Source organism: Methylopila henanensis (genome assembly GCF_042681025.1).
In the GTDB taxonomy this organism is placed as follows: Bacteria; Pseudomonadota; Alphaproteobacteria; order Rhizobiales; family Methylopilaceae; genus Methylopila; species Methylopila henanensis.
The window spans coordinates 282,447-307,170 of sequence record NZ_JBHUER010000004.1; the positions used below are offsets into that span (position 1 = coordinate 282,447).

Annotated in this window: 21 protein-coding genes; 10 read left to right on the forward strand and 11 right to left on the reverse strand. The window is 68.3% G+C overall.

Going from position 1 to position 24,724, the window contains the following annotated elements; genetic code table 11:
• Positions 1–6: 6 nt before the first annotated feature.
• Positions 7–1,374: a glucarate dehydratase gene (gene gudD / locus ACFSCV_RS07645; RefSeq protein WP_378798562.1), complete on the reverse strand. Its 1,368-nt coding sequence runs from the start codon at positions 1,372–1,374 to the stop codon at positions 7–9.
• A gap of 80 nt (positions 1,375–1,454) precedes the next feature.
• Positions 1,455–2,432 (reverse strand): Bug family tripartite tricarboxylate transporter substrate binding protein, encoded by a 978-nt coding sequence (locus tag ACFSCV_RS07650; RefSeq protein WP_378798564.1) that lies wholly within the window; start codon positions 2,430–2,432, stop codon positions 1,455–1,457.
• A gap of 148 nt (positions 2,433–2,580) precedes the next feature.
• Here ACFSCV_RS07650 and ACFSCV_RS07655 point away from each other — a divergent pair, with 148 nt between their 5' ends.
• From ACFSCV_RS07655 to ACFSCV_RS07670, 4 genes are all read left to right on the forward strand, one after another.
• Complete coding sequence (locus tag ACFSCV_RS07655; protein WP_378798566.1) at positions 2,581–3,465, forward strand: LysR family transcriptional regulator; 885 nt, start codon at positions 2,581–2,583, stop codon at positions 3,463–3,465.
• Between the two features lie 118 nt (positions 3,466–3,583).
• On the forward strand, positions 3,584–4,573 hold the full coding sequence (locus ACFSCV_RS07660) for a Bug family tripartite tricarboxylate transporter substrate binding protein (protein ID WP_378798568.1): 990 nt from the start codon (positions 3,584–3,586) through the stop codon (positions 4,571–4,573).
• 4 nt (positions 4,574–4,577) lie between these two features.
• Positions 4,578–5,024 carry a tripartite tricarboxylate transporter TctB family protein gene (locus ACFSCV_RS07665; RefSeq protein ID WP_378798570.1) on the forward strand — a complete coding sequence of 149 codons (447 nt, stop codon included), beginning with the start codon at positions 4,578–4,580 and terminating at the stop codon, positions 5,022–5,024.
• A 4-nt stretch (positions 5,025–5,028) separates the two neighbouring features.
• Positions 5,029–6,528 (forward strand): tripartite tricarboxylate transporter permease, encoded by a 1,500-nt coding sequence (locus tag ACFSCV_RS07670; protein ID WP_378798572.1) that lies wholly within the window; start codon positions 5,029–5,031, stop codon positions 6,526–6,528.
• 118 nt (positions 6,529–6,646) lie between these two features.
• Here ACFSCV_RS07670 and ACFSCV_RS07675 read toward each other — a convergent pair whose 3' ends face one another.
• On the reverse strand, positions 6,647–7,825 hold the full coding sequence (locus tag ACFSCV_RS07675) for an L-talarate/galactarate dehydratase (protein ID WP_378798574.1): 1,179 nt from the start codon (positions 7,823–7,825) through the stop codon (positions 6,647–6,649).
• 121 nt (positions 7,826–7,946) lie between these two features.
• On the opposite strand from ACFSCV_RS07675, the gene ACFSCV_RS07680 reads away from it, so the two are divergent.
• The 4 genes from ACFSCV_RS07680 to ACFSCV_RS07695 all read left to right on the forward strand — a co-directional run bounded on the left by ACFSCV_RS07680 (position 7,947) and on the right by ACFSCV_RS07695 (position 12,153).
• Positions 7,947–8,825 (forward strand): LysR family transcriptional regulator, encoded by an 879-nt coding sequence (locus ACFSCV_RS07680; RefSeq protein ID WP_378798575.1) that lies wholly within the window; start codon positions 7,947–7,949, stop codon positions 8,823–8,825.
• A gap of 135 nt (positions 8,826–8,960) precedes the next feature.
• Complete coding sequence (locus ACFSCV_RS07685) at positions 8,961–9,722, forward strand: GntR family transcriptional regulator (RefSeq protein ID WP_378798577.1); 762 nt, start codon at positions 8,961–8,963, stop codon at positions 9,720–9,722.
• A gap of 39 nt (positions 9,723–9,761) precedes the next feature.
• The gene (locus ACFSCV_RS07690) at positions 9,762–11,126 is read left to right on the forward strand and encodes an FAD-dependent oxidoreductase (protein WP_378798579.1); all 1,365 of its coding nucleotides are present in this window, start codon (positions 9,762–9,764) and stop codon (positions 11,124–11,126) included.
• Between the two features lie 46 nt (positions 11,127–11,172).
• The gene (locus ACFSCV_RS07695; RefSeq protein ID WP_378798580.1) at positions 11,173–12,153 is read left to right on the forward strand and encodes a Bug family tripartite tricarboxylate transporter substrate binding protein; all 981 of its coding nucleotides are present in this window, start codon (positions 11,173–11,175) and stop codon (positions 12,151–12,153) included.
• A 155-nt stretch (positions 12,154–12,308) separates the two neighbouring features.
• Here ACFSCV_RS07695 and ACFSCV_RS07700 read toward each other — a convergent pair whose 3' ends face one another.
• From ACFSCV_RS07700 to urtA, 8 genes are all read right to left on the reverse strand, one after another.
• On the reverse strand, positions 12,309–13,112 hold the full coding sequence (locus ACFSCV_RS07700; protein WP_378798582.1) for a TorF family putative porin: 804 nt from the start codon (positions 13,110–13,112) through the stop codon (positions 12,309–12,311).
• Between the two features lie 208 nt (positions 13,113–13,320).
• Complete coding sequence (locus tag ACFSCV_RS07705; RefSeq protein WP_378798584.1) at positions 13,321–13,647, reverse strand: FmdB family zinc ribbon protein; 327 nt, start codon at positions 13,645–13,647, stop codon at positions 13,321–13,323.
• A gap of 163 nt (positions 13,648–13,810) precedes the next feature.
• The gene (gene fmdA / locus ACFSCV_RS07710; RefSeq protein ID WP_378798586.1) at positions 13,811–15,040 is read right to left on the reverse strand and encodes a formamidase; all 1,230 of its coding nucleotides are present in this window, start codon (positions 15,038–15,040) and stop codon (positions 13,811–13,813) included.
• Positions 15,041–15,089: 49 nt separating this feature from the next.
• On the reverse strand, positions 15,090–15,779 hold the full coding sequence (urtE, locus tag ACFSCV_RS07715; RefSeq protein ID WP_378798588.1) for an urea ABC transporter ATP-binding subunit UrtE: 690 nt from the start codon (positions 15,777–15,779) through the stop codon (positions 15,090–15,092).
• Positions 15,780–15,789: 10 nt separating this feature from the next.
• On the reverse strand, positions 15,790–16,545 hold the full coding sequence (urtD, locus tag ACFSCV_RS07720; protein WP_378798589.1) for an urea ABC transporter ATP-binding protein UrtD: 756 nt from the start codon (positions 16,543–16,545) through the stop codon (positions 15,790–15,792).
• Between the two features lie 10 nt (positions 16,546–16,555).
• Positions 16,556–17,710, reverse strand: coding sequence for an urea ABC transporter permease subunit UrtC (urtC, locus tag ACFSCV_RS07725; protein WP_378798591.1), 1,155 nt, complete (start codon positions 17,708–17,710; stop codon positions 16,556–16,558).
• A 14-nt stretch (positions 17,711–17,724) separates the two neighbouring features.
• Positions 17,725–18,651: an urea ABC transporter permease subunit UrtB gene (gene urtB, locus ACFSCV_RS07730; RefSeq protein WP_378798593.1), complete on the reverse strand. Its 927-nt coding sequence runs from the start codon at positions 18,649–18,651 to the stop codon at positions 17,725–17,727.
• Positions 18,652–18,902: 251 nt separating this feature from the next.
• Positions 18,903–20,162 (reverse strand): urea ABC transporter substrate-binding protein, encoded by a 1,260-nt coding sequence (gene urtA / locus ACFSCV_RS07735; RefSeq protein ID WP_378798595.1) that lies wholly within the window; start codon positions 20,160–20,162, stop codon positions 18,903–18,905.
• 275 nt (positions 20,163–20,437) lie between these two features.
• Between urtA and ACFSCV_RS07740 the strand changes: the two genes are divergently transcribed.
• Both ACFSCV_RS07740 and ACFSCV_RS07745 read left to right on the forward strand, forming a co-directional pair.
• Positions 20,438–23,803, forward strand: coding sequence for a hybrid sensor histidine kinase/response regulator (locus ACFSCV_RS07740; RefSeq protein WP_378798597.1), 3,366 nt, complete (start codon positions 20,438–20,440; stop codon positions 23,801–23,803).
• On the forward strand, positions 23,796–24,710 hold the full coding sequence (locus ACFSCV_RS07745; protein WP_378798599.1) for a response regulator: 915 nt from the start codon (positions 23,796–23,798) through the stop codon (positions 24,708–24,710). Before ACFSCV_RS07740 ends, ACFSCV_RS07745 begins: the two co-directional genes overlap by 8 nt.
• The last annotated feature ends 14 nt before the right edge of the window (positions 24,711–24,724 follow it).

The window sequence follows — 24,724 nt, forward strand, 5'->3', positions numbered from 1 at the left end:
CTCGTCTCAGCGCACCATCGCCGGGCGCTTGTTGTCGAAGGTCCAGTTCGGAATCAGGAACTGCATGGCGGCCGCGTCGTCGCGCGCCCCGAGGCCATGGCGCTTGTAAAGCTCGTGGGCCTTCTCGACGTGCGCCCAGTCGATCTCGACGCCGAGGCCCGGCCGCTCGGGCAGCGCGACGAGTCCGCCCTTGATCTGAAGCGGCTCCTTGATCAGGCGCTCGCCGTCCTGCCAGATCCAGTGGGTGTCGATCGCGGTCACCTTGCCCGGCGCCGCCGCCGCCGCGTGGGTGAACATGGCGAGCGAGACGTCGAAGTGGTTGTTCGAATGCGAACCCCAGGTGAGGCCGTGGTCGCGTGTGAGCTGAGCGACCCGGACGGCGCCTGCGAGCGTCCAGAAATGCGGATCGGCGAGCGGGATGTCGACCGAGCCGAGCTGGATCGCATGGCGCATCTGGCGCCAGTCGGTCGCGATCATGTTGGTGGCGGTCGGAAGGCCCGTCGCGCGGCGGAACTCCGCCATGATCTCGCGGCCGGAAAAACCCTGCTCGGCGCCGCACGGGTCTTCGGCGTAGGCGAGCACGTGGCCCTGGCCCTTGCAGAGCCGGATCGCCTCGTCGAGCGACCAGGCGCCGTTCGGGTCGAGCGTGACGCGGGCGTCCGGAAAGCGGTCCTTGATCGCGGTGACGGCCGCGATCTCCTCTTCGCCCCGGAGCACGCCGCCCTTGAGCTTGAAGTCGTTGAAGCCGTAGCGCTCCTTCGCGGCTTCGGCGAGCCGCGCGACGGTCTCGGGCGTCATCGCCTCCTCGTCGCGAAGCCTGAGCCAGCCGTCCGCGGCCATCGGGGCGCGGTAGGGCAGGTCGGTCTTAGTGCGCGGGCCGACATAGAACAGGTAGCCGAGCATCTCGACCGCCGGCCGCTGCACGCCTTCGCCGAGAAGGGCCGCGACGGGGACGTCGAGGTGCTGGCCGAGCAGGTCGAGGAAGGCGCTCTCGACCGCCGTCACCGCATGGATGGTAATGCGCAGATCGAAGGTCTGGAGACCGCGCCCGCCGCTGTCGCGGTCGGCGAAGGCGGAGCGCATCTCGTTCAGGACCGCGTTCCAGGCGCCGATCGGTCGGCCGACGATCAGCTCCCGGGCGTCCTCCAGCGTCTGGCGAATCTTCTCGCCGCCCGGCACCTCGCCGAGGCCGACGTGGCCGGCGCTGTCGGTCAGGATCACGAGGTTGCGGGTGAAGAACGGGCCGTGGGCGCCGCTCAGGTTCATCAGCATGGAGTCGTGGCCGGCGACGGGGACGACCTTGAGGTCGGTCACCACGGGGGTCGCGGCGCGGACCGAGGATTGCCGCTGGACGTCGTCTGCGAGGGTGGTCACGGGAGGGGCTCCGGAAGGACGGCGAAGGGCGGAGGTCTTCACCTCTCCCGGCCGGGCGAGGTGAAGCGTCGCGTCTGGTCTTACGGCGACGGGATGTTCCCCTTGGCCACGACCTCCTTCCAGCGGGCGATCTCGCCGGCCTGGAAGTCGCGGAACTCCTCCGGCGTGTTGGCCACGATCTCGAAGCCGGTCTTGGCGAAGGCTTCCTTGACGTGCGGCTCGTGCAGCGCCTTGATCATCTCGGTCGCGAGCTTCGTCCGCACGTCTTCGGGCATGCCCTTGGGGCCGCCGAAGGCCTGCCAGGAGTAGACCTCGCCGCCTTGGAGGCCGAGCTCGGCGAGCGTCGGGACGTCCGGCAGCAGCGGATCGCGCTTCTCCGAGGTGATGGCGAGCGCGCGGACCTTGCCGAGGTTCACCTGCGGATAGATGTTGCCGAGATTCGCGAACGAGGCGTCGGCGTGGCCGCCGATCAGGTCGGCGATGGCCGGTCCGCCGCCCTTGTAGGGCACGTGCACCGCCTTCGTATCGGTCTTCTGCCACCAGAGTTCGGCGGTCAGATGGTCCGACGAACCGCTGCCGGAGCTCGCGAACGTCACTTCGCCCGGATGCGCCTTCAGGTATTCGACGAACTCCTTGTAGTCCTTCGCCGGGAACTCCTTGCGCACCACGAGCACGTTCGGCGTGCGCACCGCGACTGTGAGGTGGTCGAAATCCTTGGCCGGATCGTAGGGCAGGTCCCGGAACAGCGCCGCGTTGATCGACCAGACCGACAGCGCGGCGCACAGCAGCGTGTAGCCATCCGGCGCGGCGCTCGCGGCGAGCCGGGCGCCGGTGTTGCCGGTCGCGCCGGGCTTGTTCTCCACGATGATGTTCTTGCCCAACTGCTTCTCGAGCTGCTGGCTGACGATGCGCGCCGCCGTGTCGGACGCGCCGCCGGGCGGGAACGGCACGATCATCGTGATGTTCCGTATCGGGTAGTCGGTCGCCGCCGCGACGTGCGGCGCGACGAGGGCGAGCGCGGACGCCGCCACCGCCAGTAACCTGATGATGCGCATCATGATGTGCCTCTCCCGGGCGCGGTTTCCTCATGGGCCGCACGGTCTTCACGCCGCATCGGCCTCACGCGAGCGACGCTAGTCGGCGTCGTCATTCCGGTCTAAGCTATAAGAGGCATCGATCGATGCTCATTGGGTATCGAGCGGGCGCATGTTCGAATTCACCCACCTGCGCTGCTTCGTGGCGGTGGCCGAGGAGCTGCATTTCGGCCGCGCGGCTCGTCGGCTGAACATGACGCAGCCGCCGCTGAGCCGGCAGATCCAACTGCTCGAGCATCTGCTCGAGGCGCGGCTGTTCGAGCGCTCCCACCGCCGCGTGGCCCTGACGTCGTCGGGGCGCACCTTCCTTCCCGAAGCGCGCCGTCTGCTGTCGCTCGCCGAGGGCGCGGCCATGTCGATCCGGCGCGTCTCGGAGGGCGACGCCGGCGCGGTGACGATCGGCTTCACCGCGGCCTCCGGCTACGGATTCCTGCCGGACGTGTTCCAGCGGCTGAAGCGGCGCCTGCCCGGCGTCGACGTGGCGCTCAGGGAGGCCGTCACCTCGGCCCAGCTGGACGCATTGGCGAACGGCCGCATCGACATCGGGCTGGTGCGCCCGCCGGTGCGCCATGCCGGGCTCGAGTTCCGCATCGTTCTGCGCGAGCCGATGATCGTGGCGCTGCCGCCGGACCATCGGCTGGCGGACCGCGACGCCGTCGACCTCGCCGAACTCGGCGGCGATCCGCTGATCAGCTATTCGCCCTTCGAGGCGCGCTACTTCCACGACCTCACGCTCAGGCTGTTCTCGGCCGCAGGCGCCCAGCCGACGATCGCCCAGCATGTCAGCCAGATCCATTCGGTGCTGGCGCTGGTCAGGATCGGGCTCGGGGTCGCGCTTGTGCCGGAGGCGGCGCGCCAGCTCCATTTCGAGGGCGTGGCCTATCGCGAGATCGCACAGGCCGGCGAGACCGCCGAACTCGGCGCCGTCTGGCGGCGCGACAACGAGAATCCGGCCTCCGCGCGGGCCCTCGCGATCATCCTCGGGGAGGAGCCTTAACGCGGGACCGATCCAATTTCGGCATCGATCCATGCCGGATTTGTCTTGGACGGCCATCGTCTTTGCAGGGACGGTTCTCCCAACAGTCTGCGAACGCAGCGTTCCCTGGGAGGAATCCATGACCGTCACCCGCCGCGCGGCCTGCGCGCTCGCCTGCGCCATCGCGCTCTCCGGCGCCTCTTTCGGCGCGGCACCCGTCACGGCGCAGACCTTCGATCGCCCGGTCCGCATCGTGGTGCCTTACGCTCCGGGCGGCACCTCCGACACCCTCGCCCGCATCATCGCGCCGCTGCTCTCGGAGAAGATCGGCCAGACGGTCGTCGTCGAGAACAAGCCGGGCGCCGCCGGCAACATCGGCGCGGACGCCGTCGCCAAGGCCGACAAGGACGGCCAGACCTACCTGCTGACCGACGTCGGCACCGTGGCCTCGGCTCCCGGCCTCTTCGCCGACCTCACCTACAAGCCGCTCGAAGACCTCGCGCCGGTGACGATGGTGATGTTCTCGCCTTATGTGCTGGCGGTGAACCCCAAGCTCGAGGGCGTGACCGACGTCGCGAGCCTGCTCGCCTACGCCAAGGCCAATCCGGGCAAGCTCGCGGTCGCGAACTCCGGCATCGGCGGCGTCAACCACATCACCGCCGTCGCGCTCGCGAAGGAGCTCGGCGTCCAGTGGAAAACCGTGCCCTACAAGGGCGGCGCGGCCGCGACCCAGGCCGTGGTCTCCGGCGAGAGCAAGGTGATCATCAACGGCGCCACCGCGACGCTGCCTTTCGTGACCAACGGCCAGCTCAAGGGCCTCGCGGTGACGGGCGACGAGCGGGTCGCCGCCGCGCCCGATCTCCCGACCTTCAAGGAGGCGAAGCTGCCGCAGCCCGACGTCGGCTCGTGGCAGGGCCTGCTGACCACCGCCGGCTCGCCGCCTGAGAAGATCGCCGCGGTGAACGCCGCGGTGAACGAGGCGCTGAAGCGCCCCGAGGTGATCGAGCGCATCAAGCAGCAGGGCGGCCGCGTGGTCGGCGGACCGGCGGACGACCTCAAGAGCTGGCTCGCGACCAACACTGAGAGCTGGGGCAAGATCATCGCCGACGCCGGGATTAAGGGCCAGTAAGGCCGTGACCACCCGCTTCGACCTGCAGGACGCGCTGTTCGGCGCGTTCCTCATCGTCGTCGCCGCGCTGGTGTTCTACGCGACGCGGACGTTGAGCTTCGGTTCGCCGGCGGACATGGGCCCGGGTTTCATGCCGCGTGTGCTCGCCGGGATCGCGATGGCCTTCGGGCTGTTCTTCGCCGCGCGCGGCTTCAGCCGCGGCGGCGAGCCGATCGAGCGTCCCCGCCTGCGTCCCTTCGTGGCGGTGTTGGGCGCGATCGCGGCCTTCGCCCTGCTCGGCGTGAAGGCGGGCTTGGCTCTCGCCGCCGTCGCGACGGTGCTGGTCGCCGCCGCCGGCAGCGACGAGACCCGGCCGGTCGAAGTCGTCCTGTTCGCGCTCGCGCTCGCCGCGGCCTCCGTGCTGCTGTTCGTGAAGGCGCTGGCGCTCCCCATTCCCGCCTGGCCCTGGTGACGGCATGGAGCTTTTTGACAGCCTGTTCCTCGGCCTGCAGGTCGCGGTCGAGCCGCAGAACCTGCTCTATTGCCTGTTCGGCGTCCTGATCGGCACCGCGATCGGCGTGCTGCCCGGCATCGGGCCGATCCCGACCGTCGCGCTGCTGCTGCCCTTCACCTTCGGGCTGGAGCCCGCGACCGCCTTCATCATGCTCGCCGGCATCTTCTACGGCGCGCAATACGGCGGCTCGACGACGGCGATCCTGGTCAACGTGCCGGGCGAGACCTCGTCGGTCGTCACCTGCATCGACGGCCACCAGATGGCGAAGAAGGGCCGCGCCGGGCACGCGCTGGCGATCGCCGCCATCTCCTCCTTCTTCGCCGGCACCGTGGCCACGATCGTCATCGCGCTGCTCGCGATCCCGCTCGCCGCGCTCGCGCTCAAGTTCACGGCGGTGGAGTATTTCTCCCTGCTGGTGCTCGGCCTGATCGCCGCGGTTGTGCTCGCCCACGGCTCGGTCGCCAAGGCGCTCGCCATGATCGTGCTGGGGCTGATCCTCGGGATCGTCGGCATCGACGTCTCCTCCGGCGCCTCGCGCATGACCTTCGGCATCCCGAACCTCGCGGACGGGCTCGACTTCGTCCCGGTCGCCATGGGTCTGTTCGGGCTGGGCGAGATCATCGCCAACCTCGAACGCCCGGCCGAGCGGCGCGTCGTGGCGCAGAAGGTCGGCAGCCTGATGCCGAGCTGGCCGGACCTGCGCCAGGCCTTCCCCGCGATGGTCCGCGGCACCGCGATCGGCTCGTTCCTCGGCGTGCTGCCGGGCGGCGGCGCGGCGCTGCCGCCCTTCACCGCCTATGCGCTGGAGAAGAAGGCCGCGCGCGATCCCTCGCGCTTCGGCCATGGCGCGATCGAGGGCGTCGCGGGGCCGGAGGCCGCCAACAACGCCGGCGCGCAGACCAGCTTCATCCCGCTGCTGACGCTCGGCATCCCGTCGAACGCGCTGATGGCGCTGATGATCGGCGCGCTGATGATGCACGGCATCCAGCCCGGCCCGCAGATCATGACCGAGCAGCCGGCGCTGGTCTGGGGCCTGATCGCGAGCATGTGGACCGGCAACCTGATGCTGCTGGTCATCAACCTGCCGATGATCGGCGTCTGGATCGCGATGCTGAAGATCCCCTACCGGCTGATGTTCCCAGCGATCGTGCTGTTCTGCTGCATCGGCGCCTACGGCATCTCCAACTCGATGTTCAACGTCTGGCTGATGCTGGGCTGCGCCGCGATCGGCTACTTCTTCATCAAGGTCGGCGTGGAGCCCGCGCCGCTGCTGCTCGGCCTCGTGCTCGGGCCGCAGCTCGAGGAGAACTTCCGCCGCGCCATGCTGCTGGCCGACGGCGACGTGACCGTGTTCGTGACGTCGCCGATCAGCGCGGCGATCCTCGCCATCGTCGCGCTGCTGCTGATCGCGATGTTCTCGCCGAAGATCGCCCGAAAGCGCGAAGAGGCGCTAGTGGAGTAGGGGGCGCCTCAGGATGAGGCGTCGTCCTCCGGCTTGACCGGAGGACCCATGGTCGGCTTAGCGCTCGACGTTTGACATGGATGGTCCGGTCAAGCCGGACCATGACGGCGCGGAGAGATCACCCCCGCTTGCCGACCTCGTGGCTGTCCACCACCCACGCGCGGGCCTGCTCGCTGATGGTCGCGCCGAGGCCCAGGCGGTCCGGCACCACCATGCGGCCGTCCCTGATCTCCAGGCTCTCGTCGAACAGCGGCTCCAGCCAGTCGAAATGCTCCACCCACGGCTCGCGCGGATAGCAGGCGCAGAGGTGGAGGTGGATCTCCATGGCGAAATGCGGGGCCATCATCAGGCCGGCGTGGTCGGCCATGTTCATAATCTTCAGGAACTGCGTGATCCCGCCGACGCGGCCGGCGTCCGGCTGGATGAAGTCCACGCTGTCGTTGCGGATCAGCTCGTAATGCTCGGCGACCGAGGTCAGCATCTCGCCGGTCGCGATCGGGGTCGCGAGATCGGCGGCGAGCATGGCGTGGCCCTTGGCGTCATAGGCGTCGAGCGGCTCCTCGATCCAGAACAGGTCGAAGTCCTCCAGCGCGCGGCCGACGCGCATGGCGGTCGGACGGTCCCACTGCTGATTGGCGTCTACGGCGAGCGGGAAGCCGTTGTCGAGGAGCTTTCGGACCGCCTTCACGCGCTCGAAGTCCTTGGACCAGTCCGGCTGGCCGACCTTGATCTTGATGCCGCCGATGCCCTTCTCGCGGGACGCGGCGCAGTTCTCCAGAACCTCGGGGAGGGGGGTCGACAGGAAGCCGCCTGAGGTGTTGTAGCAGCGCACGCTGTCGCGATGGGAGCCGATGAGCTTCGAGAGCGGCAGGCCCGCGCGCTTGGCCTTGAGGTCCCAGAGGCAGATGTCGATCGCGGCGATCGCCTGGGTCGCGAGGCCCGAACGGCCGACCGAGGCCCCCGCCCAGACGAGCTTGGTCCAGATCTTCTCGATGTCGTTCGGGTCCTCGCCGATCAGCCGGTCGGCGATCTCCTTGGCGTGCGCGAACATGCCCGGGCCGCCGGCGCGCTTCGAATAGGAAAAGCCCATGCCGCGGAAGCCGTCGCGGGTCTCGATCTCGCAGAACAGGATCGCGACTTCGGTGAGCGGATTCTGGCGGCCCGTGAGAACCTTGGCGTCCGAGATCGGGGTCTTCAGCGGCAGGAAGCAGAGCGAGAGCTTCGCCCAGGCGATGCGGTCGCCGCCGGGGGCGGTCGCGGCGATCTTCAGGGCTTCGGGCTGATCGACGGCGGTCATCGGGCGTCTCCTCCTCGCGGGCCGGCTGTTCCGCGCCGGCGTCTCGGGGCGAGGGATACGCTTTGTCTTTCGTGCGCGTCCAAGGCTATGTTTTCATGAATTTCATGCGGGAAACGCATCAATGTTGGAGCTCGCCCAGGCTCGCGCCTTTCTGGTGGTCGCGGGCGAACTGAACTTCGGCCGCGCGGCGCGACGGCTCAATCTCACCCAGTCCGCGCTCAGCCGGCAGGTCCAAGCGCTCGAACGCGCGCTCGACGCGCGGCTGTTCGAGCGCACCACCCGCAGCGTGACGCTGACGCCGGCGGGCCACGCCTTCATGGCCGAGGCGCAGGCGCTGCTGCGGCGCGCCGAGGACGCGATCCAGGCCGTGCGTCGCGCGGCGGGCCGCGGCGCCGGCGCGCTGACCGTCGGGTTCATCGGCGCGACCTGCTACGGTTACCTGCCGCGGCTGGTCGCGCGGGCGCGGCGGGAGCTGCCGGACGTCGCGCTGACATGGCGGGAGCTCGATTCCGCCGAGCAGGTCGTGGAGCTCGAATTCGGCCGCATCGACCTCGGGCTCGTCCGGCCGATCCCGGAGACGCGGCGGGTGAGGTCGCGCTGCGTGACGCGCGAGACGCTCGCGCTCGCGATCCCCGCCGACCATCCGCTCGCCGCGCGCCGGCGCCCGCCGCTCGGCCTGCTCGCGGGCGCGCCCTTCATCGCCTATGCGCCGGAGGCCCGGCACCTCCACGACATCGTCGAGGGAGCGCTGTCGGAGGCGGGCGTCGAGCCGCTTCGCATCCAGCAGATGAAGCACGCCCAGGCGATCCTCGCGCTGGTGAGCGCCGGGCTCGGCCTCGCGATCGTGCCGAGCGAGGCGCGCAACGCCTGTTTCGACAATGTGGTCTTCCGCCCGCTCGAGCTCGGCGCCGCGCGCGCCGAGCTGCATGCGGTCTGGAGCGACGACAACCGCAATCCGGCGCTCGGCCCCTTCGCCGCGCTGCTCGACGACGGCGTCTGAACCGCCCGAGCCCGCGCCAGCGCGGCGCGTCCGCGCGTCACCGGTGACGGACCCACCGCGGGCCGTTTTCGCAGTCCGCCCGAGTCGCTCGTTCTACCTTCGGCCAGCGGGCCGGCGGATGGCTTGAAGACTCGCATGCAGACCTGTATGCAGGTCGCCATGCAGGATGTTTCGAGCCGCCCCGGCCCCGCCCCGACCCGCTACGAGCAGGCCTACGAGACGCTGCGCGAGATGATCATCTCGGGGCGCCTGCGCGGCGGCGACGTCATCTCCGAGGTCAAGCTGGCCGAAGAGCTCGCGATCAGCCGCACGCCGGTGCGCGAGGCGGTGAAGCGGCTGGTGGCGAACGGGCTGGTCGAGAGCACGCCGCGCGGCCTCAGGGTGTTCCGGCCGAAACCCCAGGACGTGGCGGAGGTCTATTTCCTACGCGCCGCCATCGAGGGCGCGATGATCCGCGCCGCGTGCTCGCGCGTCGCCCCGGACGAGATCGCCGCGCTGCGGAAGATCCACACGAGGACGCTCGAGGCCAACGGGCGCGACGACATCGCCTCGCTGGTCGCGCTGAACGGCGAGTTCCATTCGGCGATCGCGGCGGTCGCGGGGAGCGTCAGGGCCGAGAACAGCCTGATGGCGCTGGACCCTCTGGTCGCGACCTATCGCCGGCTGTCGCTGCTCGCGCCCGGTCATCGCGCCGCGTCGATCGGCGAGCACGGACGCCTGATCGACCTGCTAGACGCGCGCGACGGCGACCGCGCCGAGGCGCTGATGCGCGCCCACATCGCGCGCGCCGGCCGCCGCATCACCGACGCGGTGCTTCAGATCGACCCGGCGGGCGACGACGGCGAAGCCGCGCGTCAGCTCGCCAATCTCGAAAGCCTCGACGAGGACGCGCGCTGAGCGCGCGGCCCAGAAAAGCTGCGCAGGGAGACGCGTGACATGGACAAGATGACTTTCGACGTGGTGGTGGTGGGCGGCGGCGTGACCGGCGTCGCGGCCGGCGTCGCCGCGGCGCGCGCCGGCGCCAAGGCCGTGGTGCTGGAGCCGAGACCCTTCGTGGGAGGCAACGCCACCACGGGCCTTTGCCTCCACAGCTTCCTCACCCGCGACCGCCGCCAGACCGTGTTCGGCCTCGCGCAGGAGATGGTCGATCGGCTGAAGACGGTCGGCGCCGCGGTCGGCCACATCCCCTATGACGGCTTCGTCAGCGCGGTCACCCCGGTCGACGGCGACTGGTTCCGCATTCTTGCGGCCGAGATGCTGGCCGAGGCCGGCTGTCAGGTGATTTACGGCGCAAGCGTCGTGGGCGTGGAGCGCGACGGCGACGCGATCGACGCGCTGACCGTCGCCATGAAGGGCGGCCTGCGCCGCGTGGTCGCGAACTCCTACATCGACACCAGCGGCGACGCCGACATCGCGGCCCTCGCAGGCGCCCCGACCCGGAAGGGCGAGGAGGGCACCGGCAAGATGCAGCCGGTCTCGATGCTGATGCACTTCCACCGCGTCGACACGCGCCTGATCGCGAAGACTCTCGGCGAGGTCGCGCCGGCGATGGCGGACAAGCCCGGCGAGAGCGAGCCGATACCGGTCTATTTCAACGGCACGTTCAGCGCCTGGAACGACATCATCGCGGAAGAGAAGATCTTCCCGAACCGCGACCACAAGGTGTTCTTTAACACGGTCTGGCCGGACCGCATCAACGTGAACACCTCCGCGGTGTTCGGCGTCGACGGCACCGACCCGCTCGCCATGTCGCGCGCCTTCCAGGACCTCACCCGGCAGTGCGTGAAGGCCGGCGAGTTTCTCGTGAAGCACGTTCCCGGCTTCGAGCGCGGCTACTTCGCGCCGCAGGTCGTCGCCGGCGTCCGTGAGAGCCGCAACATCCTCGGGCGTTACGAGATCACCAAGGAAGACGTGCTCGAGGGAGCCAAGTTCGACGATACGGTCGGCCAAATCTGCTTCCCCGTGGACATCCACCACCCCGACACCGGCCAGGCCTATTTCGTGGACGTCGGCGGCGACGGCGCGTTCGACGTGCCCTATCGCTCGCTGCTGCCGCAGGGGATCGACAATCTGATCGTCGCGGGACGCTGCCTTTCCGCGACCCACTTCGCCCATGGGGCGACGCGCAACATGGCGCCCTGCATCGTCACCGGCCAGGCGGCCGGGACCGCGGCGGCGCTCGCCGCGCGCGGCAACGCGCCGGTCGCCCATCTCGACGTCGCGGACCTCCAGAAGCGGCTTGTCGCGGACGGCGCGTTCCTCGGCGAAACCGAGGAGCCGCGACAGCGCCGAACCGCCTGATCCGCGAGCTCAAAAAAACAAGAAGCCGAACATGGGGAGGACTGACATGAGGCGTAGAGAGTTTCTCGCGCTTGGGGTCGGCGCGCTTGCGGCGCCGGCCCTTCTGACCAAGGCGCAGGCCGTCCAGCCGGACTGGCCGACCAAACCGATCCAGATCACCGTTCCGTTCCCTCCGGGGAGCGCCTCCGACATCCTGTCGCGCGCCCTCGGCGCGCCGATGGGCGACATGCTCGGTCAGCCGATCGTGGTCGAGAACAAGCCGGGCGCCGGCGGCGCCATCGGCACCGGGGCGGTCGCCGCGGCTCAGGCCGACGGCTACACGCTGCTGATGGCGACCGCCGCGCACACCATCACCGCCGTCACGATGAAGAAGCTGGCCTTCGATCCGCGGAAGGACTTCATCCCCGTGATCGAGCTCACCACGATGCCGCTGGTGCTGGTGGTCCATCCGGACGTCAAGGCGAACTCCGTGCAGGAGCTGGTCGCGCTCGCGAAGCAAAAGCCCGGCGGCGTCAGCTTCGCCTCCTCCGGGCCGGGCACGACGCACCAGATGGCGAGCGAGCTGCTGAAGCTCACCGCCGGGATCGACATCGTCCACGTGCCCTATCGCGGCAGCGCGCCGGCGCAGCTCGACCTCACGACCGGCCGGGTCGACATGATGTTCGACAACATCGTGGCCTGCATCGCGAACATCCGCGCCGGCAAGCTGCGGCCGCTCGCCGTCAGCTCGAAGCAGCGCTCGTCGATCCTGCCGAACGTGCCGACCATGGCGGAATCCGGCTATCCGGATTTCGAGGTCGGCGCCTGGTTCGGGATCATGGTGCGGGCCGGCACGCCGCAGCCGATCGTCGATCGGATCGCGAAAGTCTCCGGCGACGCCATGCGCATGCCCAAGGTCTCCGACCTCTTCACCAAGGACGGCGCGGTGGTGACCGCGAAGACCGGGGCCGCGTTCGAGAAGCTGCTCGAGGCGGACTACAGCCGGTGGGAGACGGTCGCCCGGGAAAGCCGAATCCAGATCGAGTGACCGCACGCCCTGACGCGACCGCCGTTCGTGGCGAGGATGGTCGCGCCCGATAAAGGTCTCGGCGTCCGCGCCAGCCTCGTGAGGTCCGGCCGCCCGCTTAGGTTTTCGGGCAGGTTTCCGCCGCGCCGCGTCGACGCGGCGCGGCGGAAACGACGTCACTTCAGCTTGTTGAGCGAGGTGTCGAACGACAGGCTCACGACATAGCGGTCGCCGCACCAGTTGCGGTCGCCCATGTAGCCGAAGCACTGGCTCTTCTTCAGGTTGGTGTCGGAGTAGCGGAAGTCGAGCGTCATGGCCTTGTAGGTGAGGCCGACGCCCGCGTCCCAGTAGAGATAGTCCTTCACGAAGTTCTTGGTCGTCCACTGTTTGGAGAACGAGCCCGAGACGTAGGCGCCCACCTCCGGCATGGTGGCGAGCGGCGCGAAGGCGTATTTGGCGAAGCCGGTCGAGTGGACGATCTCGACGCCGCGGTTGATGAAGTCGTCGCCGTAATAGACGTTCGCGCCGACCGTGAAGGCCTCGGTCACGGCGTATTTCACGATGCCGTAGACCTTGCCGTAGTCGAGCCCGGGCGCCGTGTTGTTCTCGCTCGAGAAGTTCACCCAGACATAACCGACGTCGAGGGTGACCGGGCCGAAGCTGTGGCGGACGCCGCCGTAATAGTCGATCTCGGCCGCCGGATCGGTGCCGCCGAAATTGACGTTCGAGGCCCACACGCCGGCATAGACCCAGTCGAACGCCTGGAGTTCGACGTAGCCCTGGATGGCGGGATCGCCGGACGTCTGCGTGATGCCGCGCAGCACCCATTCGGACGCGCCCTTGACGCCGAAGGCGACGTCGAACGAGGCGGTGGTTGCGTCGATCACCTCCGGCATGTCGGCGGCGTTCGCCGCCACAGGTCCGAATGAGGCGGCCGCGAAGGTTCCGGCCGCGACGGCCAGTGTTCTGAGAGCGGACATTGCAGTTTTCCCCGGTGAATCAGATGTCTTATTAGACATGATTTCTGCTGATTCATAAATATAAAGAGGAAATCTGTTTAGAAAAATATCAGCTTATTGCAGAATTGCAACAGTGATGTCGTATTGATCATCTAAACTATATTGGCGCGTGAATTTTAAATTCAGGCCTCGATACCTGATGAAACGCTGCGCATAGCGCCTCTTTCTCTTAGTGGGAGATCATCCATGGCCGCGCCGACGGAAAACTCTTCATCGCGGCCGCCTTTTCGGCGGGCGCCTTGAGCTTACGACCGGAGCAGCAGCCGCAGCCGGGTCCGTGCTGTTTCGAGCTCTTCGGCGCGTTTGCGGAGCGCTCGTTGGTGGCGGCGGCGATCCGGCGCGCCGGGTCCATGCCGGCGAGGGCCGGCGCGGTGAGCAGCGCCCGCGGCGCGTCGCCGCCGCAGAGCGGACAGGCGTGCGGGTCCTGGAAGGCCGCCATCGGGCGCAGCGCCGTGAAGGGTCCGCAGTCGTCGCAGGCGTAGTCGTAGACGGGCATGTTCTGAACTCCATGGCGGAACAAGCGCCGATAGGTCCGCCGTCATCCCGGCCGAGCGGAGCGAGAGCCGGGACCGTCGTCGGAAAGAGGCGTTCTTTCCGGATGACGATCCCGGCTCGGCGGCTTCGCCGCCGTCCGGGATGACGCGTGGTTTCGCGGTCTCTCAGAGGTCCGGCGCGAGCGGCATGTCGATCGAGCCGTCCAGGAACTTGGTCGGCCCCGCCGCGCTCGGATTGATGTCGAACTCGAAGATCTTGGTCGGCAGCCACAGCGTCGCGCAGGCGTTCGGGATGTCGACGACGCCCGAGATGTGGCCCTGCACAGGCGCCGTGCCGAGGATCGAATAGGCCTGGGCGCCCGAGTAGCCGAACTTCTTGAGATACTCGATCGCGTTCAGGCAGGCCTGCCGGTAGGCGACATGGACGTCGAGGTAATGCTGCTGGCCGGCCTCGTCGACCGAGATGCCCTCGAAGATCAGGTAGTCGTCATACTTCGGCGTGATCACCGACGGCTTGAAGATCGGGTTCTTGATCCCGTATTTCGACATGCCGTCCTTGATCACGTCGACCTTGAGATGCAGCCAGCCGGCCATCTCGATCGCGCCGCAGAAGGTGATCTCACCGTCGCCCTGGCTGAAGTGCAGGTCGCCCATGGAGAGGCCGCCGCCCGGCACGTAGACCGGGAAATAGACCTTCGAGCCGCGCGACAGGTCCTTGATGTCGCAATTGCCGCCGTGCTCGCGCGGCGGGACCGTGCGGGCGGCCTCGGCGGCGGCCTTGTCGCGGCCCTCGCCCGAGAGCCGGCCCATATGCGCGGTCGGCGCGAACGGCACGGTGCCGACCGGCGGCACGCGGTCCTTGTGGGCCTCGACGAAGGGGATCTCGCGGTCGTTCCAGGTCTTCAACAGCTTCGGGTCCGGCAGGCAGCCGATCAGGCCCGGATGGATCAGGCCGGGAAAACGCACGCCGGGAATGTGGCGGGACTTGGTGAACATGCCCTCGAAGTCCCAGATCGATTTCTGGGCCGAGGGGAAGTGCTCGGTCAGGAAGCCGCCGCCGTTGTTCTTCGAGAAAAAGCCGTTGAAGCCCCAGTTGCTGTCCGGCTTGGCGCCGATGTCGAGAATCTCGACCACCAGCAGGTCGCCGGGCTCGGCGCCCTCGACGCCGATCGGCCCCGACAGGAAGTGCACGATGGTGAGGTCGATGTCGCGGACGTCGGAGGCGTCGTCGTTGTTCTTGATGAAGCCGCCGGTCCAGTCGTAGGTCTCGATGATGAAGTCGTCGCCGGGTTTGGTCCAGGCCACGATCGGGATGTCGGGGTGCCAGCGGTTGTGCACCATGTCGTTGTCGTAGGCCGACTGGGTGAGGTCGACCTTGATCAGCGTTTCGGTCATCTGACGGCTCCCTTCGAGTTTGTCGCGGCGTGAAAGCAGAGCCCGTCCGTCAAACGGACAGGTACTTGGAGACCTTGGCCTCATCGACCGCGGCTCTCGGCTCGTCGTGGACGATCTCGCCGTTCTCGACGACCAGGACCCGGTCGGCGACGTCGAGCGCGAAGCTCAGCACCTGCTCGGAGACGACGATCGACAGGCCGCGCTCGTCGCGGATGCGGCGAAGCGTGCGCGCCATCTCCCGGATGATGGACGGCTGGATGCCTTCGGTCGGCTCGTCCAGCAGCAGCACCTTGGGCTTGGTGGCGAGCGCGCGGGCGATGGCGAGCTGCTGCTGTTGGCCGCCGGAGAGGTTGCCGGCGCGCCGCCCTTTCATCTCAAGCAGAACGGGAAAGAGCTCGTAGATGTCGCCCGGCACGCTGCGGTCGCCGGAGGCGGTAAGCCCAGTCTCGATGTTCTCCCTCACCGTCATGGTGGAGAACACCATTCGCCCCTGCGGCACGTAGGCGACGCCCTTGCGCACGCGCTGGTGGCTCTTGAGCGCGCCGATGTCCTCGCCGCCGAGCCGGATCGCGCCGGCGGTCGAGGGCAGGATGCCCATCATCGCCTTCATCAGCGTGGTCTTGCCCATGCCGTTCCGGCCCATGATCGCGACGATCTCGTTGGCCGCGACCTTGAAGTTCATCCCGTGCAGGACTTCCGATTGGCCGTAGGCGACGTGCAGGTTCTCGACGTCCAGCATCGTCCGCTCCTCAATGCCCGAGATAGACTTCGACGACCTTGGGGTCGGACTTCACCTTCTCCATCGAGCCCTCCGACAGGATCCTGCCCTGGTGGAGCACGGTGACCTTGTGGGCGATGTCCTCGACGAACTTCATGTCGTGCTCGATCACGAGCACCGAGCGGTTCTTGATGATGGTGTTGAGCAGCTCGGCGGTCTTGATCCGCTCGCTCACGCTCATGCCGGCGACCGGCTCGTCGAGCATCAGAAGCTCGGGGTCCTGGATCAGCAGCATGCCGATCTCGAGCCACTGCTTCTGGCCGTGGCTGAGGAAGGCTGCGCGCTCGTGCAGCTTGTCCTTGAGGAAGATGATCTCCGCGACCTCGTCGACGCGGTCCCGCACCGCCTGGTCGCGCTTGAAGGTCAGCGCGCCCCAGACCGAACGACCCTTCGGGTACGAGATCTCCAGGTTCTCGAAGATCGTCAGGTCGTCGTAGATCGACGGCGTCTGGAACTTGCGGCCGACGCCGGCGAGCACGATCTGGCTCTCGCTCATCCGGGTCAGTTCCGAGCCGCGGAAGCGGATCGAGCCGCCGGTGGCCCTGGTCTTTCCGCAGATCAGGTCGAGAACCGTGGTCTTGCCGGCGCCGTTCGGGCCGATGATGACGCGGATCTCGTTCTCGTCGACGTAGAAGGAGAGGTCGTTGACCGCCTTGAATCCGTCGAAGGAGACGGTGAGCCCTTCAACCGAGAGCAGGTAGTCCTTGGGCTGCGAGCCGATCACCATGGCGGCCTCCTCACTCGGCGGGGGCGGTCGAGGCCGCCTGCTTGGCGACGTCGTGAGCGGGATCGGTCGGATCCTTGGACCGCAGTCGGAAGACGCGGTCGACGCCGGGCTGCACGTAGTCGCGCCAGAGGCCCGCGAGGCCGTTCGGGAAGAACAGCACCACCGCGATGAACAGGCCGCCGAGGCCCAGCAGCCAGAGCTCCGGGAAGCTCTCGGACAGGCTCGTCTTCGCGAAGTTGACCAGCAGCGTTCCGTAGATCGCGCCGAACAGCGAGAGCCGGCCGCCGACCGCGGTGAAGATCACCATCTCGATCGAGGGCACGATGCCGACGAGCGAGGGCGACATGAAGCCGACCTGCAGCGTGAACATCGCGCCGCCGATCGCGGCGAACACGCCCGCGAGGCAGAACACGAAGATCTGGAAGTTCGCGACCGAGTAGCCGGAGAACCGCACCCGGTCTTCCCGCTCGCGCATCGCGACCAGGATGCGGCCGAGCTTCGAGTCCCGCACGAACATCGCGAGGCAGATCACGCCAATGAGCAGCGCGGCGTTGACGAAGTAGAGGACGAACTTCGCGTGGTCGGTGCGGATGTCCCAGCCGTGGAGCGTGCGCAGGTCGGTGATGCCGTTGACGCCGCCGGTGTAGCCCTGCTGCCCGATGATCAGGATCGTGGCGATGGCGGCGAGCGCCTGGGTGATGATCGCGAAATAGACGCCCGAGACGCGCCGCTTGAACATCGCCGAGCCAATGACGAAAGCGACGAAAGCAGGCACGATCAGGATCATCAGGATCGTGAGCGGGAACGAATGGAACGGCTGCCAGAACAGCGGCAGCTCGGTGATCTGGTTCCAGTCCATGAAGTCGGGAATGCCGGGCGTCGACTGGATCTTGGTGTTCTCGACCGACGACGCCTCGAGCTTGAGGTACATCGCCATGCCGTAGCCGCCGAGCGCGAAGAACACGCCCTGGCCGAGCGACAGGATCCCGCCATAGCCCCAGCACAGCACCAGCCCGACCGCCACGAAGGCGTAGGTGAGGTACTTGCCCACCAGGTTCAGCCGGAACCCGTCGAGCGCGACGGGGAAGACGACCAGCAGGAGAAAGGCGACCGCCGCGAGCGCGAGCAGGTCCTTTCGGTCCATGAAGGAGGGAGCGCGCGTCATCGTCGTGGGCTCCTTCAGCGCCGGACCTTGAGGGTGAACAGGCCCTGCGGCCGCAGCATCAGGATGCCGACCACGGTGAGCAGCGTGATCACCTTGGCCATCGAGCCCGAGAGGAAGAATTCGAGCGTCGACTGCGTCTGGGAGATCGAGAAGGCCGAGGCGATGGTGCCGAACAGGCTCGCCGCGCCGCCGAAGACGACGATCAGGAAGGTGTCGACGATGTAGAGCTGGCCGGCCGTCGGACCGGTCGAGCCGATCATGGTGAAGGCCGAGCCCGCGACGCCCGCGATGCCGCAGCCGAGGCCGAAGGTGAGGCGATCGACCTTTTCGGTGTCGATGCCGACCGCGCCCGCCATCTGGCGGTTCTGCACCACGGCGCGGACCTGCTGGCCGAAGCGCGAGCGGAAGATCATGAGGAACACCGCGACCGTGATCAGCAGCGTGAGCGTCATCACGAACAGGCCGTTGATCTGCACTTCGACGACGTCGGTGACGGGGAGCGAGCCCATCATCCAGTCGGGCAGCGTGACGCCGACCTCGCGAGGCCCGAACACCGAGCGGTAGACCTGCTGCAGGATGAGGCTCAGGCCCCAGGTCGCGAGCAGCGTGTCGAGCGGTCGCTTGTAGAGCCGTCGTATCAGCGCCCATTCGACCGCCATGCCGAGCGCCCCCGACGCGCAGAAGGCGAGCGCCATCGCGACGAAGAAGTAGATGGGAAACAGGGAGGGCAGGTGGCTCGTGAAGAACTCGGCGGTGAGCCAGGTGACATAGGCCCCGAGGATCATGAACTCGCCATGGGCCATGTTGATGACGCCCATCTGGCCGAAGATGATCGCGAGGCCGAGAGCCATCAGCAGGTAGACCGAAAACAGGATCAGCCCCGCGAAGCCCTGCATCGCGAAGATCGATCCGAGATCGCCGAGGGAGTATTCGCCGAACATGTGGCTCTCCGCGGAGGGTCAGGCCGTCATCCCGGACGGCCGAAGGCCGATCCGGGATCGTGATGAGAAGGAACCTCGTCATCCTCCGGCTTGACCGGAGGATCCGTCTCGGGCGTCGAGCCTCCGGTCGGCATGGATGGTCCGGTCAAGCCGGACCATGACGAGCCTTGTCCTGAGACGATCCCGGCTCGGCGCGGCTGCGCCGCTTGGCCGGGATGACGCGTGTCGTCGGGTCGTCCGGCGCTAGCCGATCACTGGTATCCCTTGGGGAAGGGGTTCGGCTCGATCAGGTCCGGGCTCTCGTAGACCACCTTGAACTGACCGTCCTTCTGGGCGAGGCCGACGCGGGTCTTGGACCAGAGGTGGTGGTTCTCGTGGATCTTCACGTAGCCTTCCGGCGCCTTCGTGAATTCGATGCCGGCGGAGGCCGCCGCCACCTTGTCGACGTCGAAGGAGCCGGCCTTCTCGACGGTGAGTTTCCATAGCCAGGGGCCGAGATAGGCCGCCTGGGTCACGTCGCCGATCACGGTCTTCTCGCCCCACATCTTCTTGAAGGCGGCGACGAACTCGGCGTTGTTCGGATTGTCGAGCGACTGGAAGTACTTCATGCAGGCGTAGGCGCCCGCGATGTTGTCGCCGCCGATGCCGTCGATCTCGTCCTCGGTCACCGAGATCGTCACCAGCGTCTGCTTCGACATGTCGATGCCGGCGGCCTTGAGCTGCTTGTAGAACGCGACGTTCGAGCCGCCGACGATGATGGCGTAGATCACGTCGGGCTTGGTCAGCTTGATCTTGTTGATGACCGAGTTGAACTGGGTGTGGCCGAGCGGGAAGTATTCCTCGCCGACGACCTTCGTGCCCTTCATGAAGTTTTCGATGTGCTTGCGCGCGATCTTGTTCGAGGTGCGCGGCCAGATGTAGTCGGAGCCGAGCAGGTAGAAGGTCTTGGCGCCCTTCTCCTTCACCACCCAGTCGAGGCCGGCGATGATCTGCTGCGTCGCCTCCTGGCCCGTGTAGATAACGTTCTTCGACTGCTCGAGGCCTTCGTAGAAGGTCGGATAGTACAGCATGCCGTTGTACTGCTCGAACACCGGCAGCACCGCCTTGCGCGACGCCGAGGTCCAGCAGCCCATGACGGCCGCGCACTTGTCGTTGACGAGCAGCTTCTTCGCCTTCTCGGCGAAGGTCGGCCAGTCGGAGGCGCCGTCCTCCTGGATAAACTTGATCTTGCGGCCGAGCACGCCTCCGCTCGCGTTGATCTGCTCGATCGCGAGCTTCTCGGCCTGCACGGAGCCGGTCTCCGAGATCGCCATCGTGCCGGTGACCGAGTGCAGGATGCCGACCGTGACCTCGGTGTCGGTGACCGCGAGCCCCGTGGTGTTGACCGCCGACGTGGCCGGCGCCTGCGCGAACGCGACCTTCGGCAGGAGGCCCGCGAGCGGCGCGGCCGCCATGCCCATCAGCAGCTGGCGGCGCAGCCGCGACTGAAGATCCTCGTCCCGATCCGACATCGACCCCTCCGAACATCGCCCCGACATGGGCGTCTGACCGCAGGCTGGACCGGGTTTTGCGTCGCAACATATACGTCGGATGACGTATACCAGCGCCTTCGGAGGCGCTCCTATCATGCGCTACGCTCGCGCAGGCGCTCGTCTTTTCGGGATATCCGTTCAGGGACAAAAAACTGGCGCGGGGCTTGCTCGACGAGATGCGGGACGCCGAGCGGACAGGGGCGGGTATTGCGACGCAACGCGGGGACGAAGCCACGACGGGCGCGAGGCCGGCGATGACCGAGCGCCTGCGGATCGTTCCCACGCGCCGTCGCTACAACCAGTGGGTCGGCGACGAGACGCTCGAAGATTACGCGCTCCGCTTCACTGCGAAGAAGGCGCGGAAGTGGACCGCGGTGCGGGTCGGAAACACCGCGCTCGGCGCCGTGTCGTTCCTCGCGCTCGAGGCGATCGGCGGCGCGGTAACGCTCGCCTACGGCTTCGAGAACGCGCTCGTCGCCATCCTCGGCGTCTCGGCGCTGATCTTCCTGACCGGCCTGCCCATCGCCTATTACGCGGCGCGCGACGGGCTCGACATCGACCTGCTCACCCGCGGCGCGGGCTTCGGCTACATCGGCTCGACCATCACCTCGCTGATCTACGCCTCCTTCACCTTCATCTTCTTCGCGATCGAGGCCGCGATCCTCGCCTTCGCGCTGCAGCTCTGCTTCGGCCTGCCGCTGTCGATCGGCTACGTGGTGAGCGCGATCGTGGTGATCCCGATCGTGACCCACGGCATCGCCTGGATCAGCCGCTTCCAGGTCTGGACCCAGCCGCTGTGGATCGCGCTGCATCTCATCCCGCTGATCTCCATCGCGTTTCAGGACGACGGCAGCTTCGCGTCCTGGATCGGCTACGAGGGGTGGACCGCCCATGGCGGCGGCCTCGACCTGCTCGGCGTAGGGGCGGCGGGCGCCGTGGTGTTCGCGCTCGTGGCGCAGATCGGCGAGCAGGTCGACATCCTGCGCTTCATGCCGGAGCGGCGGACCTCGAGCCGCATCGCCTGGTGGGCGGCGCTGATCGCCGCGGGGCCGGGCTGGATCGTGCCGGGCGCCGTCAAGATGCTGATCGGCTCGTTCCTCGCCGCGCTCGCGATCTCGAAGGGCGCGCCGGCCGAACACGCCGGTGAGCCGACCCAGATGTATCTCGTGGCCTTCGGCTACGTGACCTCGTCGCCTGAGGTCGCGCTCGCGCTCACCGGCGCCTTCGTCATGGTCTCGCAGCTCAAGATCAACGTGACGAACGCCTACGCCGGCTCGATCGCCTGGTCGAACTTCTTCTCGCGCCTCACCCACGCCCATCCCGGCCGGATCGTCTGGCTGTTCTTCAACGTTGCGATCGCCGTGCTGCTGATGGAGGCCGGCATTTACAAGACGCTCGAGCAGACGCTCGGGCTCTATTCGGTCGTCGCGGTCGCCTGGGTCGGGGCGCTGGTGGCCGACCTCGCGGTCAACAAACCGCTCGGCCTGAGCCCGCCGCGCATCGAGTTCAAGCGCGCCCATCTCTACGACGTGAATCCGGTCGGCGTCGGCGCGATGACGATCGCCACGGCGGCCGCGGTCGCGGCCTTTCTCGGCGTCTTCGGCGCCTACGCCCAGGCCTTCGCCCCGCTCGTCGCGCTGTCGGTCGCCTTCGTCGCCGCCCCGCTGATCGCGGTCGCGACCCGGGGCCGGTTCTACCTCGCGCGAAAGCCCCGCGCGCAGTGGCGGCTGAAGCCCTCGCTCGTCTGCTCGGTCTGCGAGAACGCGTTCGAGCCCGAGGACATGGCCCATTGCCCGGTCTATGGCGGCGCGATCTGCTCGCTGTGCTGCTCGATCGACGCGCGCTGCCGCGACGGCTGCAAGCCGCACGCGCGCTATCAGGCGCAGGTCGTGGGCCTCCTGACCGCTCTCCTCCCGGCGCCGTGGATCGCGCGGCTCACCACGCGCAACGGCCATTTCTTCGGCGTGTTCGCGACGCTCGCCGGGATCCTCGGCCTCGCGCTGCTGCTGGTCCATTTCCTCGCCGCGCGCGCGGCGCCGGAGCAGTCGGCCGTCATCGCCGGCACGCTGTGGGCGGTGTTCCTGATCCTCACCATCTGCGCGGGCGTCGCCGCGTGGCTGTTCGTTCTCGCCCATGAGAGCCGCGAGATCGCGCAGGACGAGACCGCGAGGCAGACGTCGGCGCTGATGCGGGAGATCGAGGCACACCGGAAGACCGACGCCGCCCTCCAGCGCGCCAAGGAGGTGGCCGAGGCGGCCAATCTCGCGAAGAGCCGCTATGTCGTCGGCATCAACCACGAGCTCCGCACCCCGCTCAACGCCGTGCTCGGCTACGCCCAGCTGCTCGACGCCGAGTCCGGGCTCACGCCCGGCGCCCACAAGGGCGTGCGCGTCATCCGCCGGAGCGCCGAGCATCTCGCCGGCCTGCTCGACGGGCTGCTCGACATCGCCAAGGTCGAGGCCGGCCGGCTGAAGCTCGCGCGGGACGAGATCTGGACCCGCGACTTCCTCGAACAGCTCGCCGACATGTTCCGCCTGCAGGCCGCCGCGAAGGGCGTCGCCTTCGTGTTCGAGGGCGAGGGCGCGCTGCCGCCGGTGGTGCGCGGCGACGGCAAGCGGCTGCGGCAGGTGCTGATCAACCTGCTGTCCAACGCCGTGAAGTTCACCGACGCCGGAACGGTGACGTTCCGGGTCTCCTACCGCAGCCAGGTCGCGCGCTTCGAGATCGCGGACACCGGCCACGGCATTCCGCCCGAGGACCGCCAGCGTGTGTTCGAGCCGTTCGAGCGCGGCGCCGGACCGCTCGCCTCGCTGCAGCCCGGCATGGGGCTCGGCCTCACCATCACCAAGCTTCTGGTCGAGATCATGGGCGGCGAAATCTCGCTTGAGAGCGCCCCCGGCCAAGGCAGCACCTTCCGCGTGAAGCTGATGCTTCCGCATGTCGCCGACGCGCGGCGGCCCATCGCGCCGGCGCGGCGGACGGTCGGCTATCTCGGCCGCCGCCGCCGCGTCCTCGTGGTCGACGACGACGCCGATCAGCGCAATCTGATGCGCGAGACGCTGGAGCCGCTCGGCTTCGAGGTGCGCGTCGCGACCGACGGCCCTTCGGCGCTGTCGCTCGCCCGCGAACAGGCGCCCGACCTCGTTCTGCTCGACGTCTCGATGCCGGGCCTGTCCGGCTGGGAGGCGGCGAAGCGCCTGCGCGAGGAGGATCCGGGCGTCAGGATCGTGATGATGTCGGCCAATCTCGGCGACGCCAGCTTCGCCGCCGGCCGCCCGCCGGACCACGACGGCGCGATCGCCAAGCCCGTCGACCTCCAGGCGCTGCTGCGCAGCGTCGAGACGCTGCTGCGCGTCACTTTCGTGACCGAGAACCCCGGCGAGGCCGCGGCCGCGCCGGCCGGAGCTCCGGTCCGCCCCTCGGCCCGGCACCTCGAGGAGCTGACGCGGCTCGGCGAGATGGGCTTCGTCAGCGGCATCGAGGCGAAGCTCGCCGAAGTCGAGACCATGGAGACCGACGCGCGCGCCTTCGTGGCGGCGGCGCGCGAGAAGATCAGGGTGTTCGACCTCCGCGGCTACATGGCGCTGCTGGACGCCGGGCCGGACCGCCGCGATGTCTGAAGCCGCGCGCCGCACGGTCGTGCTCGTCGTCGACGACAGCCCCGAGACCCTCGCCATGCTGACCGCCGCGCTCGAGGGCGCCGGCATGATCGCGCTTGTCGCGACCGACGGCGCGGGTGCGATCGCGGCGGTCGGCCACGCGGCGCCCGACCTCGTGCTGCTCGACGCGGTGATGCCCGGCATGGACGGCTTCGAGGCCTGCCGCCGCCTGAAGCGGCTGCCCGCGCTCGCCGACGTGCCGATCGTCTTCATGACCGGGCTGAAGGAGACCGACCACATCGTAGAGGGGCTCGAGGCCGGCGGCGTCGACTACGTGACGAAGCCGATCGTGGTCGACGAACTCGTCGCGCGCATCCGCGTCCACATCGGCAACGCCCGCAAGTCCCGCAGCGCCCGCGCCGCGCTCGACACGACCGGCCGCTTCCTGTTCGCGGCGAACTCCGCGGGCCTGCTGGTCTGGTCGACCCCGCAGGCGAGCCGGCTGCTCGCGCTCGCCAAGGGGGCGGAGGCGACGGACGCCGAGCTTCCCAAGGCGGTGTCGCGCTGGCTCGCCGCCCGCGCGGAAGGCCGCAGCGACCAGAACGCCGTCACGCTGACGATCGAGGAGGGGCGGCGCACGCTCGCCGTCGCCTTCGTCGGCCGCGCCGACCGCGACGAGACGCTGCTCAGGATCACCGAGGAAAGCGGATCGGACCAGGCGGCGATCTTCCGGGAGAAGCTCGGGGTGACGGCGCGCGAGGCCGAGGTGCTGCTCTGGATCGCGCGCGGAAAGTCGAACCGCGACATCGGCGATATCCTCGGCATGAGCCCGCGCACGGTGAACAAGCATCTTGAGCAGATCTTCGTGAAGCTCGGCGTCGAGAACCGCGCCGCCGCCGCCGCGGTCGCGGTCCGCGCGATCCCCTGACGCCACCCGACCTT

Coding starts and splice junctions, on each gene's coding strand:
- ACFSCV_RS07740 (WP_378798597.1), top strand. CDS start 20,438: ATGACCGAGCGCCTGCGGATCGTTCCCACGCGCCGTCGCTACAACCAG.
- ACFSCV_RS07695 (WP_378798580.1), top strand. CDS start 11,173: ATGAGGCGTAGAGAGTTTCTCGCGCTTGGGGTCGGCGCGCTTGCGGCG.
- ACFSCV_RS07690 (WP_378798579.1), top strand. CDS start 9,762: ATGGACAAGATGACTTTCGACGTGGTGGTGGTGGGCGGCGGCGTGACC.
- ACFSCV_RS07660 (WP_378798568.1), top strand. CDS start 3,584: ATGACCGTCACCCGCCGCGCGGCCTGCGCGCTCGCCTGCGCCATCGCG.
- urtD (WP_378798589.1), bottom strand. CDS start 16,545: ATGGTGATCGGCTCGCAGCCCAAGGACTACCTGCTCTCGGTTGAAGGG.
- urtC (WP_378798591.1), bottom strand. CDS start 17,710: ATGACGCGCGCTCCCTCCTTCATGGACCGAAAGGACCTGCTCGCGCTC.
- urtE (WP_378798588.1), bottom strand. CDS start 15,779: ATGCTGGACGTCGAGAACCTGCACGTCGCCTACGGCCAATCGGAAGTC.
- ACFSCV_RS07675 (WP_378798574.1), bottom strand. CDS start 7,825: ATGACCGCCGTCGATCAGCCCGAAGCCCTGAAGATCGCCGCGACCGCC.
- ACFSCV_RS07680 (WP_378798575.1), top strand. CDS start 7,947: ATGTTGGAGCTCGCCCAGGCTCGCGCCTTTCTGGTGGTCGCGGGCGAA.
- ACFSCV_RS07650 (WP_378798564.1), bottom strand. CDS start 2,432: ATGATGCGCATCATCAGGTTACTGGCGGTGGCGGCGTCCGCGCTCGCC.
- urtA (WP_378798595.1), bottom strand. CDS start 20,162: ATGTCGGATCGGGACGAGGATCTTCAGTCGCGGCTGCGCCGCCAGCTG.
- ACFSCV_RS07655 (WP_378798566.1), top strand. CDS start 2,581: ATGTTCGAATTCACCCACCTGCGCTGCTTCGTGGCGGTGGCCGAGGAG.
- ACFSCV_RS07685 (WP_378798577.1), top strand. CDS start 8,961: ATGCAGACCTGTATGCAGGTCGCCATGCAGGATGTTTCGAGCCGCCCC.
- ACFSCV_RS07705 (WP_378798584.1), bottom strand. CDS start 13,647: ATGCCCGTCTACGACTACGCCTGCGACGACTGCGGACCCTTCACGGCG.
- ACFSCV_RS07670 (WP_378798572.1), top strand. CDS start 5,029: ATGGAGCTTTTTGACAGCCTGTTCCTCGGCCTGCAGGTCGCGGTCGAG.
- ACFSCV_RS07745 (WP_378798599.1), top strand. CDS start 23,796: ATGTCTGAAGCCGCGCGCCGCACGGTCGTGCTCGTCGTCGACGACAGC.
- ACFSCV_RS07700 (WP_378798582.1), bottom strand. CDS start 13,112: ATGTCCGCTCTCAGAACACTGGCCGTCGCGGCCGGAACCTTCGCGGCC.
- fmdA (WP_378798586.1), bottom strand. CDS start 15,040: ATGACCGAAACGCTGATCAAGGTCGACCTCACCCAGTCGGCCTACGAC.
- urtB (WP_378798593.1), bottom strand. CDS start 18,651: ATGTTCGGCGAATACTCCCTCGGCGATCTCGGATCGATCTTCGCGATG.